General features: G+C 57.3%; 12 protein-coding genes. 2 read left to right on the forward strand and 10 right to left on the reverse strand.

All coding sequences use genetic code 11. The annotated features are described in order from the left end of the window. Positions 1–4: 4 nt before the first annotated feature. From htpG to KGA98_RS24170, 3 genes are all read right to left on the reverse strand, one after another. A complete protein-coding gene (gene htpG / locus KGA98_RS24160; protein WP_057716650.1) occupies positions 5–1,909 on the reverse strand; it encodes a molecular chaperone HtpG in 1,905 nt (634 codons plus the stop codon). 81 nt (positions 1,910–1,990) lie between these two features. Beyond that, the gene (locus KGA98_RS24165; RefSeq protein ID WP_090453899.1) at positions 1,991–2,443 is read right to left on the reverse strand and encodes a PaaI family thioesterase; all 453 of its coding nucleotides are present in this window, start codon (positions 2,441–2,443) and stop codon (positions 1,991–1,993) included. Continuing rightward, positions 2,440–2,916 carry a PaaI family thioesterase gene (locus KGA98_RS24170; protein WP_057715822.1) on the reverse strand — a complete coding sequence of 159 codons (477 nt, stop codon included), beginning with the start codon at positions 2,914–2,916 and terminating at the stop codon, positions 2,440–2,442. The genes KGA98_RS24165 and KGA98_RS24170 overlap by 4 nt, the downstream gene beginning before the upstream one ends. A 158-nt stretch (positions 2,917–3,074) precedes the next feature. Here KGA98_RS24170 and KGA98_RS24175 point away from each other — a divergent pair, with 158 nt between their 5' ends. After that, positions 3,075–3,347 (forward strand): hypothetical protein, encoded by a 273-nt coding sequence (locus KGA98_RS24175; RefSeq protein ID WP_150814887.1) that lies wholly within the window; start codon positions 3,075–3,077, stop codon positions 3,345–3,347. 67 nt (positions 3,348–3,414) lie between these two features. Here the strand turns inward: KGA98_RS24175 and KGA98_RS24180 are convergent, their stop codons facing one another. Together KGA98_RS24180 and KGA98_RS24185 are read right to left on the reverse strand one after the other, a co-directional pair. Continuing rightward, positions 3,415–3,816, reverse strand: a complete 402-nt coding sequence (locus KGA98_RS24180; RefSeq protein WP_150814888.1) for an MAPEG family protein — start codon at positions 3,814–3,816, stop codon at positions 3,415–3,417. Continuing rightward, positions 3,816–4,553: a DUF599 domain-containing protein gene (locus KGA98_RS24185; RefSeq protein ID WP_150814889.1), complete on the reverse strand. Its 738-nt coding sequence runs from the start codon at positions 4,551–4,553 to the stop codon at positions 3,816–3,818. Before KGA98_RS24185 ends, KGA98_RS24180 begins: the two co-directional genes overlap by 1 nt. A gap of 14 nt (positions 4,554–4,567) precedes the next feature. Here KGA98_RS24185 and KGA98_RS24190 point away from each other — a divergent pair, with 14 nt between their 5' ends. Then, the gene (locus KGA98_RS24190; RefSeq protein WP_223504141.1) at positions 4,568–6,049 is read left to right on the forward strand and encodes a hypothetical protein; all 1,482 of its coding nucleotides are present in this window, start codon (positions 4,568–4,570) and stop codon (positions 6,047–6,049) included. An 84-nt stretch (positions 6,050–6,133) separates the two neighbouring features. Here KGA98_RS24190 and brnQ read toward each other — a convergent pair whose 3' ends face one another. The 5 genes from brnQ to odhB all read right to left on the reverse strand — a co-directional run bounded on the left by brnQ (position 6,134) and on the right by odhB (position 12,846). Beyond that, a complete protein-coding gene (gene brnQ, locus KGA98_RS24195) occupies positions 6,134–7,447 on the reverse strand; it encodes a branched-chain amino acid transport system II carrier protein (RefSeq protein WP_218542794.1) in 1,314 nt (437 codons plus the stop codon). A 402-nt stretch (positions 7,448–7,849) separates the two neighbouring features. Next, positions 7,850–8,731: a succinate--CoA ligase subunit alpha gene (sucD, locus tag KGA98_RS24200; RefSeq protein WP_007919877.1), complete on the reverse strand. Its 882-nt coding sequence runs from the start codon at positions 8,729–8,731 to the stop codon at positions 7,850–7,852. Further along, the gene (gene sucC, locus KGA98_RS24205; RefSeq protein ID WP_007919879.1) at positions 8,731–9,897 is read right to left on the reverse strand and encodes an ADP-forming succinate--CoA ligase subunit beta; all 1,167 of its coding nucleotides are present in this window, start codon (positions 9,895–9,897) and stop codon (positions 8,731–8,733) included. Before sucC ends, sucD begins: the two co-directional genes overlap by 1 nt. Positions 9,898–10,093: 196 nt before the next feature. Further along, positions 10,094–11,530 carry a dihydrolipoyl dehydrogenase gene (lpdA, locus tag KGA98_RS24210; RefSeq protein WP_007998079.1) on the reverse strand — a complete coding sequence of 479 codons (1,437 nt, stop codon included), beginning with the start codon at positions 11,528–11,530 and terminating at the stop codon, positions 10,094–10,096. Between the two features lie 98 nt (positions 11,531–11,628). Next, on the reverse strand, positions 11,629–12,846 hold the full coding sequence (gene odhB, locus KGA98_RS24215; RefSeq protein ID WP_218542792.1) for a 2-oxoglutarate dehydrogenase complex dihydrolipoyllysine-residue succinyltransferase: 1,218 nt from the start codon (positions 12,844–12,846) through the stop codon (positions 11,629–11,631). Positions 12,847–12,854: the final 8 nt, after the last annotated feature.

Genomic DNA, 12,854 nt, shown 5'->3' on the forward strand with positions numbered 1-12,854 from the left:
ACCGTCAGGCCGATAGCTCGACCAACAGCTTGTTCAGACGGCGTACATAGGCCGCCGGGTCTTTCAAGCTGTCGCCGGCCGCCAGGGCCGCCTGATCGAAGAGGATGTGCGACAGGTCGCCGAAGCGCTCGTCGCTCTGCTCGTTGTCGAGCTTCTCGATCAGCGGGTGAGCCGGGTTGAATTCGAAGATCGGCTTCGAATCCGGAACCTTCTGACCGCTGGCTTCCAGGATCTGGCGCATCTGCAAGCCCAAGTCCTGCTCGCCGATGGCCAGGATTGCCGGGGAGTCGGTCAGGCGATGGGAAACCCGCACTTCAGCAACGGACTCGCCCAATGCGGTTTTCAGACGCTCGACCAGACCTTCTTTGGCCTTGGCGACTTCTTCCGCGGCCTTCTTGTCCTCTTCCGAGTCCAGGTTGCCCAGGTCCAGGTCACCGCGCGCCACGTCGACAAAGCTCTTGCCGTCGAAGTCGCTGAGGTAGCTCATCAGCCACTCGTCGATACGATCGGTCAACAGCAGCACTTCGATGCCTTTCTTGCGGAAGACTTCCAGGTGCGGGCTGTTCTTGACCTGGGCGTAGGTTTCGCCGGTCAGGTAGTAGATCTTGTCCTGACCTTCCTTGGCGCGCGCCAGGTACTCGGCCAGACCAACAACCTGCTCGCCATCGTCGCCATGGGTCGATGCGAAACGCAGCAGGCCGGCGATTTTCTCCTTGTTGGCGAAATCTTCTGCCGGGCCCTCTTTCATGACCTGGCCGAAGTTCTTCCAGAAGCCCTTGTATTGCTCAGGCTCGTTCTTCGCCAGTTTTTCCAGCATGTCCAGGACGCGCTTGGTCAGCGCCGACTTCATCGAGTCGATGATCGGATCTTTCTGCAGGATTTCCCGCGACACGTTCAGCGACAGGTCGTTGGAATCGACCACGCCCTTGATGAAGCGCAGGTACAGCGGCAGGAAGGACTCGGCCTGATCCATGACGAACACGCGCTGCACGTACAGCTTCAGGCCTTTCGGCGCCTCACGCTGGTACAGGTCGAACGGCGCACGGGTCGGCACGTACAGCAATGAGCTGTATTCGAGCTTGCCTTCGACCTTGTTGTGGCTCCAGCTCAGCGGATTTTCGAAATCGTGAGCGATGTGCTTGTAGAACTCCTGGTATTCCTCGTCCTTGATCTCGGTACGCGGACGGGTCCACAGGGCGCTGGCGCGGTTGACGGTTTCCCACTCAACGGCCGGCTGCTCTTCACCTTCGGCAGCGGCCACTTCTTTCGGCAGCTCGATCGGCAAAGCGATGTGGTCGGAGTACTTCTTGATGATGTTGCGCAGACGCCAGCCATCGGCGAACTCGTCTTCACCGGACTTCAGGTGCAGGACGATGCGAGTGCCGCGCTCGGCCTTGTCGACGGTTGCGACTTCGAAATCGCCTTCGCCTTTGGACGACCAATGCACGCCTTCGCTGGCCGGGCTGCCGGCGCGACGGCTGAACACATCAACTTTGTCGGCGACGATGAAGGCGGAGTAGAAACCGACACCGAACTGGCCGATCAGGTGCGAGTCTTTCTTCTGGTCGCCGGTCAGGTGCTTCATGAAATCGGCGGTGCCGGACTTGGCGATGGTACCCAGGTGGGTGATCGCGTCTTCGCGGCTCATGCCAATACCGTTGTCTTCGAGGGTGACGGTTTTAGCGTCCTTGTCGAAGCTCACACGGATTTTCAGTTCGGCACCACCTTCCAGCAGCTCTGGCTTGGCCAGGGCTTCGAAACGTAACTTGTCGACAGCGTCAGAGGCGTTCGAGATCAATTCGCGAAGGAAAATTTCCTTGTTGGAATACAGCGAATGGATCATGAGATGCAGCAGCTGCTTCACCTCGGTCTGGAAGCCCAGGGTTTCCTTTTGAGTTTCCACACTCATGGTCATCAAACTCCAATCAGATGGCATAAGCCGCGACCTTGAGGATCGACGGCGGGTTGTCCTCAGAGTTTGGGGCTGAGTTCAGGATTTCAAGGGCTCTTCGAGTTTGAAATGTGCACGGGCCGTGGCAATGGGCTCGGCTTCGGTGCTTTGCCAGGCGGTAATCGCCACATTGGCGACCCGGCGCCCCTGACGCCAAACCTGGCATCGGGCCCAGGTATCGCGAAACTGCCCGGCTCGCAGGTAATCCAGGGAGAAGTCGATGATCTTCGGCACCCCGGGCGTTCCGGTAAACACCAACAGGTGCAGCGCCGCGGCCAATTCCATGAAACCGGCGATCACACCGCCATGAATCGCCGGCAACAAGGGGTTACCGATGTTGTCCTGGTTCGCTGGCAGCTTGAACAGCAACTCATCTCCCACCCGGGAACATTCGACGCCGATCAGCCGGGCATAGGGAATCAAATCCAGCAACGAGGCGTAATCGCCCTGCTCATGGGCCTTTTGCAATTGCTCTTTCAGCGACTCGCTCATTGCGCACCTCCGGCAACCGCGCCACCAAAGCCCTTGGTGCCTTTGATGTTCTTTCCCATGCGCATGAAAGTGCCCATCACATGGGCAATGGGTTGCCCGGGGTCATCCTGATAGGCGAAGCCACGGGCAAAAATCACGTCGGTGGTGACCCGATAGCACTGGGCAAAGCCGTAGACATCCTTATGTGGTTCGGCGGCGTGCATGTAGTCGATGCGCAGGTCCAGGGTCGGGCAGACTTCGAATTCCGGGAGCACGCAAAGGGTCGCCATGCCACAGGCGGTGTCCATCAGCGAAGTCAGCGCTCCGCCATGAATCACGCCGGTTTCGGGATTGCCGACGATCTGCGGGCTGTACGGCAGCACAATCGTCAGCCCTTCGTTGCTGGCGCTGTGAACGCTTAGTCCAAGTACCTGGCAATGTCGCAGCGCTGACAGAAAGCGCTTCGCACGCTCAAAAACGGGGTTTTCAGTCATTTGATAAAAACTCTTGTTTATGTCTGTACAGTGCAGTGGCGGTCCGGGTAAAAGTTCCGCACTAGAACAAACTTATATATCTGAAAAAATTAAGGAACTTAACCCTGATGCGTGAGCTCTTAATGCCAGTAGATGCTTTTCATCAGGAGAAACACCCCATGCGTAAGACTTTAGCTATTGCCTTGATGTTGACCGCTTCCCTCGGTCTCGCGGCCTGCGATAAAAAATCCGAGGACAAAGCTCAAGATGCTGCCAAACATGCTGAGCAAGCTCAGCAAGACATGAGCAAAGCTCAGGATAAAGTGAACGACGCGGCGAAAGAAAACGCCGAAGCCGCCAAAGATCAGGCTGAATCGAACGCAGAAGCGGTAAAAGAGGCTGCTCCAGCCGCTCCGACTGCTCCAGCTGCCCCGGAAGCGCCTAAGAACTAATACGGTTTTTAGCGTGACAAAAGAAAACCCGCCAAGTGCGGGTTTTCTTTTGCCTTGATAAAAGTGGTTAGAGCAAAATCGTTCGAAAAGTCGGACTAATCATCAGCAACAGCGAACAGATCAATCCCACCAGCCAAACCAGACTGCGTTGCCAGGCCAGGTCCTTCCAGTAGCACACCAGGTAGATAACCCGCGTGATCACGAAGATGATCGCCAGGCAATCGATCAGCCAGCCCGCCGTCTGCGTGGTATGCGCCATCAACACACCCACCGCGAACAATATGAACGCTTCGAAACTGTTCTGATGCGCCGCCAGCGCCCGGGCTCCCAGACCTGTGAGTTGCATCTGCTGTTGGCGCGGCAGGTGGTTATCGTAACCACCCTGCTCTTTCATGGCCCTGGTCACGGGCATTCGCGCCAGATAAATCAACACCGCACTGATAAACACGCACCAGAATGGAATACTCATCAAGCTGCCTCTTTAATTGCCTCCGGCAACGGCGCCTCTGTAGGGGTATAGACCATCACGTCAAGAACGTCGGAATGAAACTCGCGGCGGTACAACACAAACACGACGCCGGCACTCATCGACATGAACAGCCACGGGCTGACAAACCAGGCCAGCATGGTCATGCCGAAGTAGTAGGAACGCAGCCCGAAGTTGAACTGGTTGGCAGCCATGGAGATGACGCGGGCGGCGCGTGAAGCGAATGCTTTGCGCTCTTGCTCCGATACATGGCGCTCACCGACCATCGGCGCCGAACCCACCAGTACCGCCGCAAAGTTGTACTGGCGCATGCACCAGCTGAACGTGAAGAACGCATAGACAAACACCAGCGCCAGGCACAGCAACTTGATTTCCGACATGCCCTGGGACGCCTGTTGCACCATCGGAATATCCGCCAGCAAGGATACCGCCCGTTCCGAAGCCCCCAATACCGTGAGAATACCGGCCAGGATAATCAATGTACTGGAGGCGAAGAACGACGCATTGCGCTCCAGATTGCCGATCACGCTGGCATCGGCGATGCGGTTGTCGCGCAGCAGCATGCGGCGCATCCAGTCTTCACGATACAGGTGCAGCACACTGGCCAGGCACGCGGTGTCACGGCCTTTCCATGTGGCATAGCGGGTGTACCCGCCCCAGCAGATAACAAACCAGACGGCGGCAAGAATGTGGATCAGGTTGGCTTGGATGAACGACATGCAGGTCCTTGTGAGTGGGATTTGAAGAAACAATATTAGAAAAGCATAACCGCCAAGGTTCCGAAGTCGCTTTCCACTTTCGTTTAAAAGTTTGTGTTTCGAACAAATCTATCAAAAACACAAACCCAATACCTGTCAATTCTGACAGTATTCAACTCAACCACCGATGGTTAGTCTCCAGATTGTCACCCTTTCATTTTCCCCAAACAACCCGCGACAAACAGGAGACAAAAATGACTCCCCTTGAAAATAACTCCGATGGCATAGTCAACGTCCGGCGCAGCCTGGACCCTGAATTTGGGTCGGGTGGCGTAGTCGGAAACATTTCTCCAGGCGATGCAAATATGCAAATCGTCTCGCTACGACCTGATGGAAAGATCCTTTTGGTGAGTAGTGTGCACTGGGAAGGGCGAATAGACTTCCAGCTCGTACAACTCCTGGAAAGTGGCGCCCTGGATTCGAACTTCGGTCAAAACGGCATCCTAACAGGTGGTTTCAAGGACGGCGCTGAGGCCTTTCCCTTTGGAGCCAAAGTCTATCCGGATGGCAAGATACTGCTGGTTGGCACCCACTACGGGAAAATGGAATATCTGGCATTTGCCCGATTCCTTGAAAACGGTGCTCCCGATACTACTTTTGGCGATAACGGCTTGGTTCTCCGGCCGCGAAGTATCCATTTGGAGAACCAAAACCGTTCCGCTACATCAAACAGTCCAACAAATAGCCCCTCAAGCACTTTAGCCATAGGCCCTAACGGGGAGATCGTTATGGCCTCACAGTCTTCCATCAGTAGATTCGATCAGAACGGCGAACCGGATCTGTCTTTCAACGGAACCGGTAACCTCATCGTAGACTTCGCTATCTATGCAGTCGGGGTGTCAAGAAATGGAAGCATTACCGTCATCGGCGCTTCGCAACAAGGAGGCGTGATAGCCCGATATAAAACCGGTGGAGCTCCAGACGAAACATTTGGGATTGGCGGTAGAACCGAGATGCGCGTAGAAGACGCCTCGACACTTTTCTACGGTTTGTTGTTGCGCGATGACGGAAGTGCGTTTGTTACAGGGAACCTTGATAGAGACCCGAGCGATATCTGGGGTAGAGCACGCAGAGGAATCATCACTGCATTCAATGGCAACGGCCAACCGAATCTTGTTTTCAATGGTGGCAGACCTGTCGTGACGGAACTTCCATCTACAGCCCCGAATGCATGGTGGAGCATCGGTGACGCCCCGGCCCATGGAATTGTCGTTGCAGGTCTAACAGGTGAATACAGCAAAGAGAGAGGCCTGGTGGCACGCTATGACTACACAGGGCAACCCGATCCCACATTTGGCAATGGGGGGTTTCTGACAACACATGTTGGATTTGGTGAACTGGAATGGTGGGAGTCAGTGGCAGTACAACCTGATCACAAAATCCTTGTGGCTGGCGTTCGCCATAATTTCCAAAGTACCGGGTGTGTGGCTCGGATCATGGCCACCAATCAGTCCTGAAATCTGGAAAAAAATGCCCCGTATCGATTGATACGGGGCATTTCAATTTTGCTAACGGGCCCGCTTGTGACGGGCCGACGATGCTTAAGCCAGCGCTTCTTCGCGCTTGCCCAGCAGACGGTCGCAGACCACGGCGACCACCAGCGTCATCACCGACGGCACCAACCACGCCAGGCCCTGCTCACTAAGCGGCAGGTGGGCCATTTGTGTCGGCATCCAGTCCGCCAGGCCGGCCCCCTTCAGGGCATCGATCAGGCCGAAGATGAACGACACCAGCATCACCGGGCCGAGGATACGACCCTGCTCATGCCAGAAGTCCTTGCAGAAGCTCAACGCCACCAGAACGATGCACGGCGGGTAGATCGCGGTCAGTACCGGGATCGAGAACGCGATCAGCTTGGTCAGGCCCAGGTTGGACACCAGCAGCGAGAACGCCGCCAGGATGATCACCAGTGTCTTGTAAGACAACGGCACCACACGGCTGAAGTACTCGGCGCAGGCACAGGTCAGGCCGACCGCGGTCACCAGGCACGCCAGGGAGATCAGCACGGCAAGGAAACCACTGCCCAGCGAACCGAAGGTGTGCTGCACGTAAGCGTGCAATACCGCCGCGCCATTGGTAGCGCCCGTGGCCACTTCATGGCTGCCCGAACCGAGACGGAACAGGCTGACATACACCAGCGCCAGACCCACGCCGGCGATGAGCCCGGCGATGATCGCATAACGGGTAATCAGTGCTGGCGACTCGACGCCGCGGGAACGGATGGCGTTGACGATGACGATGCCGAACACCAGGGCGCCCAGGGTATCCATGGTCAGGTAACCATTGATGAAGCCTTGGGAAAACGGTGCTGCAACGTATTCAGGGGTTGCATGGCCAATGTCACCGGCCGGCAAGGCGAATGCTGCAATGCCCAGCGCGGCCAGGGCGATGATCTTCAGCGGCGCGAGGAAGCGCCCTACGGTATCCAGCAAACGGCCCGGATACAGTGAGATGAAGAACACCAGCAGGAAGTAAACCGAGCTGTAGAGGAACAGTGCCAGCGGGCTCTCGCCGGTCAGGGGCGCCAGGCCCACCTCGAAGGATACCGTCGCGGTACGTGGCGTCGCGAACAGCGGGCCAACAGCGAGGTAGCAAGCCGCTGCCAGCAGGCCACCGGCCACTTTACCGATCGGGCTGCTCAAGGCATCCATTGCTCCGCCGACCTTGGCCAGCGCCACGACGGTGATCACCGGCAAACCGACCGCCGTGACCAGGAAACCCAGCGCCGCCATCCAGACATTGGGCCCGGACTGTAAACCGACGATAGGTGGGAAGATGATGTTGCCAGCCCCGACGAACAGGGCAAACGTCATAAAACCAAGTGCCAGGATGTCCTGGCCTTTCAACACTTTCATTAAGGAAATACCACACTACTGAATCGGAATTTAGAGAGGGATTTCCCTATGGGTGAGGGAAATGCTGTCAGTCCGTATAAGACCGACCCTTTTAGCGCGTTGCGCGCCTTGTGGGCCGCAGACGCAAAAATGGCGCATAGACTAACGAATTTGACCGATAAACGCACTGTTAGAGGGCGAACTATCCGATATACGACATCTTTGTGTCGCGTTTCTGCATGTTGATAGATGTCGCCTGTAAGTCCGCCTTCGCGAGCAAGCCCGCTCCCACAGTTGACCGCGTTCCAATGTGGGAGCGGGCTTGCTCGCGAAGAGGCCGGTACCGCCAACACAAATCCCGGAAACGACAAAGGCCACCCGAAGGTGGCCTTTGTTTGGTGAAGCGTCAGCTAAGCGCGAGGCTTACTTGACAGCCCAACCAGTCAGCTCGGCCAGGGCCTTGCCGATGTCTGCCAGCGAACGCACGGTTTTAACGCCTGCGTCTTGCAGAGCAGCGAATTTCTCGTCTGCAGTGCCTTTGCCGCCAGAGATGATTGCGCCAGCATGGCCCATGCGCTTGCCCGGAGGAGCAGTCACACCAGCGATGTAGGAAACAACCGGCTTGGTCACGTGTGCCTTGATGTAGGCAGCCGCTTCTTCTTCAGCCGAACCGCCGATCTCACCGATCATCACGATCGCTTCGGTCTTCGGGTCTTCCTGGAACAGCTTCAGGATGTCGATGAAGTTCGAACCCGGGATCGGGTCACCACCGATGCCGACGCAAGTCGACTGACCGAAACCGGCGTCAGTAGTCTGCTTCACAGCTTCGTAGGTCAGGGTGCCGGAACGGGAAACGATACCGACCTTGCCTGGCAAGTGAATGTGACCTGGCATGATGCCGATCTTGCATTCGCCTGGGGTGATCACGCCTGGGCAGTTAGGGCCGATCAGGACTACGCCCAGCTCGTCGCACTTAACTTTAGCGTCCAGCATGTCCAGGGTAGGAATGCCTTCGGTGATGCACACGATCAGCTTGATGCCGCCGAAAGCAGCTTCCAGGATCGAATCTTTGCAGAAAGGAGCCGGAACGTAGATCACGCTGGCGGTGGCGCCAGTGGCAGCTACGGCGTCTTTAACGGTGTTGAACACTGGCAGGCCCAGGTGCTCGGTGCCGCCTTTGCCTGGAGTTACACCACCAACCATCTTGGTGCCGTACTCGATGGCTTGCTGGGTGTGGAAACTACCTTGCGAACCGGTAATACCCTGGCAGATAACTTTGGTGTCTTTATTGATCAGGACGCTCATTATTTGCCCTCCGCAGCTTTGACAACTTGTTGAGCAGCGTCGGTCAGGCTGGTAGCAGCGATGATGTTCAAACCGCTTTCTGCCAGTACTTTAGCGCCCAGCTCAGCGTTGTTGCCTTCAAGGCGAACAACAACCGGGATTTTCACGCCGACTTCCTTCACTGCACCGATGATGCCTTCGGCAATCATGTCGCAGCGAACGATGCCGCCGAAGATGTTGACCAGTACTGCAGCGACGTTAGTGTCGGACAGGATGATCTTGAACGCTTCGGTAACGCGTTCCTTGGTAGCACCGCCGCCCACGTCGAGGAAGTTGGCTGGTTTGCCGCCATGCAGGTTGACGATGTCCATGGTACCCATGGCCAGGCCAGCACCGTTGACCATGCAACCGATGTTGCCTTCCAGCGCTACGTAGTTCAGTTCGAACTTGGCAGCGTGCGCTTCGCGCGGATCGTCTTGCGACGGATCGTGGAAAGTCTTCAGCTTAGGCTGACGGTACATGGCGTTGGCGTCGATGTTGATCTTGGCGTCCAGGCAGTGCAGATCGCCGTCAGCCTTGATCACCAGCGGGTTCACTTCCAGCAGGGCCAGGTCGTGATCCTTGAACAGTTTGGCCAGACCTACGAAGATCTTGGCGAACTGGGCAACTTGCTTGCCTTCCAGACCCAACTGGAATGCCAGCTCGCGACCCTGGAATGGCTGAGCGCCAACCAGTGGATCGATAGTGGCTTTCAGAATTTTTTCTGGAGTGTCGTGAGCGATTTTCTCGATGTCCACGCCACCTTCGGTGGAAGCCATGAACACGATACGACGGCTCGAACGGTCAACGACAGCGCCCAGGTACAGCTCTTTAGCGATATCAGTGCACGATTCAACCAGGATCTTGGTGACTGGCTGACCATTGGCGTCAGTCTGGTAAGTCACCAGACGCTTGCCCAGCCACTGCTGTGCGAAGGCTTTGGCGTCTTCTTTGCTGCGAACCAGCTTTACGCCGCCCGCTTTACCGCGACCACCGGCGTGGACCTGGGCTTTGACAACCCACTCGCTGCCGCCGATTTTGTCGCAAGCTTCTGCTGCTGCTTCCGGGGTGTCTACCGCGTAACCGGTGGAAACTGGCAGGCCGTACTCAGCGAACAGCTGCTTACCCTGATACTCGTGAAGATTCATGCTTATTACCGTCTTCGTTAGGTACTGCGCATTCGGTGCTGCACTCATTCAAGTGCCGCACCACCTGTGACTGCTGCTTGCATAGCCTTTCCGGATACCCGGTGCAGCTATGCAAGACTGCGTCCAGCGGATATTCCGCGGTGAGTCTTGCATGCAAGGCTCACGACGGGCCATTCCGCCGTGGTTTCTTATTGTCTTAACGCTTCTTGCGGTTGGCGATGTGGATGGCGCCGCCATTCACAGCCAAAGCAGCTTCGTGCAAGGCTTCAGACAGGGTCGGATGGGAGAAAACCATCATGCCCAGGTCTTCAGCGCTGGTGCCGAATTCCATACCGATCGCGCCCTGCTGAACCAGTTCTGCAGCGCTCGGGCCAATCACGTGGACGCCCAATACGCGGTCTGTCTTGGCATCTGCGATGACCTTGACGAAACCACCGGTGTCGTTGGCAGCCATGGCACGGCCAGAGGCTGCGAACGGGAAGGTGCCGACGTTAACTTCAACGCCTTCAGCTTTCAAGGCCTGCTCGGTTTTACCGACCCACGCGATTTCCGGGTGAGTATAAATAACCGAAGGGATCAGATCATAGTTCATCTGGGCCTTGTGGCCCTTGATGCGCTCGACAACCATGATGCCCTCTTCCGAGGCCTTGTGCGCCAGCATCATGCCGCGAACCACGTCGCCGATGGCGTAAACGCCCGGTACGGTGGTGGCGCAGTGATCGTCAACGTGCACGAAACCGCGCTCGTCCAGGGTCACGCCGCAGTCGGCAGCCAACAGATCAGTGGTCACCGGACGGCGACCAACGGCTACGATCAGCTTGTCGAAAGTGATGTTCTGTTCGCCCTTGGCATCGGTGTAGTTCACCACGACTTCGTCGCCGTTCACTTTGGAACCGGTGACGCGAGCGCCCAGCTTGATGTCCAGACCCTGCTTGGTCAGGGTTTTCAGCGCTTCCTTGGAAACAGCGGTGTCCGCTGCCATCAGGAAGGTGTCCAGGGCTTCCAGGACAGTCACTTCTGCCCCCAGACGCGACCAGACCGAACCCAGTTCCAGACCGATCACGCCAGCACCGATCACGCCCAGACGCTTGGGTACGGATTGGAATTCCAGGGCACCGGTGGAGTCGACGATCACATTCTGGTCAACCGGAGCTGGCGGAATGTCGATCGGACGCGAACCTGGAGCCAGGATGACGTTTTCGGCTTCGATGATTTCTACCGAGCCATCAGGCTTGGTGACTTCAACTTTCTTGCCGGCCAGCAGCTTGCCGTGACCCTGGATCGAGGTCACACCGTTGGCTTTGAACAGGGTCGCAACGCCGGAGGTCAGGCCTTTGACGATGTTGGCTTTACGGCCGACCATCGCTGGCACGTCCATGGTCACGCCAGCGTGATTGATACCGTGGATCGCGAAACCGTCCTGGGCTTCGTGGAATTTCCACGAACTGTCCAGCAGGGCCTTGGATGGAATGCAGCCGACGTTCAGGCAGGTACCGCCCAGAGCCAGTTTGCCTTCCTTGTCGGTGTACTTCTCGATGCAGGCCGTCGAAAGACCAAGCTGAGCGGCCTTGATGGCAGCCACATAGCCGCCAGGGCCAGCGCCGATCACTACTACGTCAAATTTCTGCGACATTCAAAAAATCCTCTTTAGCGAAAAGCTTCAAGCCGCGAGCGGCAAGCCAGGCTGCGGGTTTTCCGACAGCCCGGGCTTGCAGCTCATGGCTGCTTCTATCAGATATCCAGCAACAGACGAGCCGGATCTTCCAGCAGGTTCTTGATGGTCACCAGGAAGGTCACAGCTTCTTTGCCATCGATCAGACGGTGATCGTAGGACAGTGCCAGGTACATCATCGGACGGATAACGACCTGGCCGTTGATGGCCATCGGACGCTGGATGATGTTGTGCATGCCCAGGATGGCTGCTTGTGGCGGGTTGACGATCGGGGTCGACATCATCGAACCGAAAGTACCGCCGTTGGTGATGGTGAAAGTACCACCGGTCATTTCGTCCATCGACAGTTTGCCGTCGCGGGCTTTCTTGCCGAAGGTGGCGATGCCGCCTTCGATTTCAGCCAGGCTCATCAGTTCGGCGTTACGCAGAACCGGTACAACCAGGCCGCGATCGCTGGAAACTGCAACGCCGACGTCAGCGTAGCCGTGGTAAACGATGTCGCCGCCGTCGATCGACGCGTTGACAGCCGGGAAGCGTTTCAGCGCTTCGGTGGCTGCTTTCACGAAGAACGACATGAAGCCCAGGCGCACGCCGTTGTGGGACTTCTCGAACAGGTCCTTGTACTTCGAACGCAGCGCCATGACTTCGGTCATGTCGACTTCGTTGAAGGTGGTCAGCATCGCCATGTTCGATTGAGCTTCAACCAGACGCTTGGCCACGGTGGCACGTACGCGGGTCATCGGTACGCGCTTCTCGATGCGATCGCCAGCAGCGAATACCGGAGCAGCGGCGGCAGGTGCAGCAGCCTTGGCAGGCGCGGCAGCCGGAGCGGCTTTCTTGGCTTCGACAGCGGCAACCACGTCTTCCTTGGTTACACGACCATCTTTGCCGGTGCCTTTGACGGAAGCCAGGTTGATGCCGTTTTCTTCGGCCAGCTTGCGAGCAGCTGGAGCCGCGATAGCGTCTTCGTCAACGCCGGCAGCTGGAGCTGCGGCAGCAGCGGCCGGAGCAGCAGCGGCAGCCGGAGCGGCAGCAGCGCCGCCTTCAACGATGGAGCCCAGAACTTCGTCGGACAGAACGGTTTCGCCTTCGTTCTTGACGATAGCGCCCAGCACGCCGTCAGCGGTAGCCAGCACTTCCAGCACGACTTTGTCGGTTTCGATGTCGACGATCAGTTCGTCGCGCTTGACCGCGTCGCCCGGTTGTTTGTGCCAGGTGGCAACGGTGCCATCGGCAACCGATTCCGGGAAAGTGGGGGCTTTGATCTCGATAGCCATTGTCTGTG

The sequence above is a fragment of the Pseudomonas sp. BF-R-24 genome (assembly GCF_019947335.1).
Lineage (GTDB): Bacteria > Pseudomonadota > Gammaproteobacteria > Pseudomonadales > Pseudomonadaceae > Aquipseudomonas > Aquipseudomonas jessenii.

Excerpts from the sequence above, each read along its gene's own strand:
- htpG (WP_057716650.1), bottom strand. The coding sequence starts at position 1,909 with ATGAGTGTGGAAACTCAAAAGGAAACCCTGGGCTTCCAGACCGAGGTG.
- KGA98_RS24165 (WP_090453899.1), bottom strand. The coding sequence starts at position 2,443 with ATGAGCGAGTCGCTGAAAGAGCAATTGCAAAAGGCCCATGAGCAGGGC.
- KGA98_RS24170 (WP_057715822.1), bottom strand. The coding sequence starts at position 2,916 with ATGACTGAAAACCCCGTTTTTGAGCGTGCGAAGCGCTTTCTGTCAGCG.
- KGA98_RS24175 (WP_150814887.1), top strand. The coding sequence starts at position 3,075 with ATGCGTAAGACTTTAGCTATTGCCTTGATGTTGACCGCTTCCCTCGGT.
- KGA98_RS24180 (WP_150814888.1), bottom strand. The coding sequence starts at position 3,816 with ATGAGTATTCCATTCTGGTGCGTGTTTATCAGTGCGGTGTTGATTTAT.
- KGA98_RS24185 (WP_150814889.1), bottom strand. The coding sequence starts at position 4,553 with ATGTCGTTCATCCAAGCCAACCTGATCCACATTCTTGCCGCCGTCTGG.
- brnQ (WP_218542794.1), bottom strand. The coding sequence starts at position 7,447 with ATGAAAGTGTTGAAAGGCCAGGACATCCTGGCACTTGGTTTTATGACG.
- sucD (WP_007919877.1), bottom strand. The coding sequence starts at position 8,731 with ATGAGCGTCCTGATCAATAAAGACACCAAAGTTATCTGCCAGGGTATT.
- sucC (WP_007919879.1), bottom strand. The coding sequence starts at position 9,897 with ATGAATCTTCACGAGTATCAGGGTAAGCAGCTGTTCGCTGAGTACGGC.
- lpdA (WP_007998079.1), bottom strand. The coding sequence starts at position 11,530 with ATGTCGCAGAAATTTGACGTAGTAGTGATCGGCGCTGGCCCTGGCGGC.
- odhB (WP_218542792.1), bottom strand. The coding sequence starts at position 12,846 with ATGGCTATCGAGATCAAAGCCCCCACTTTCCCGGAATCGGTTGCCGAT.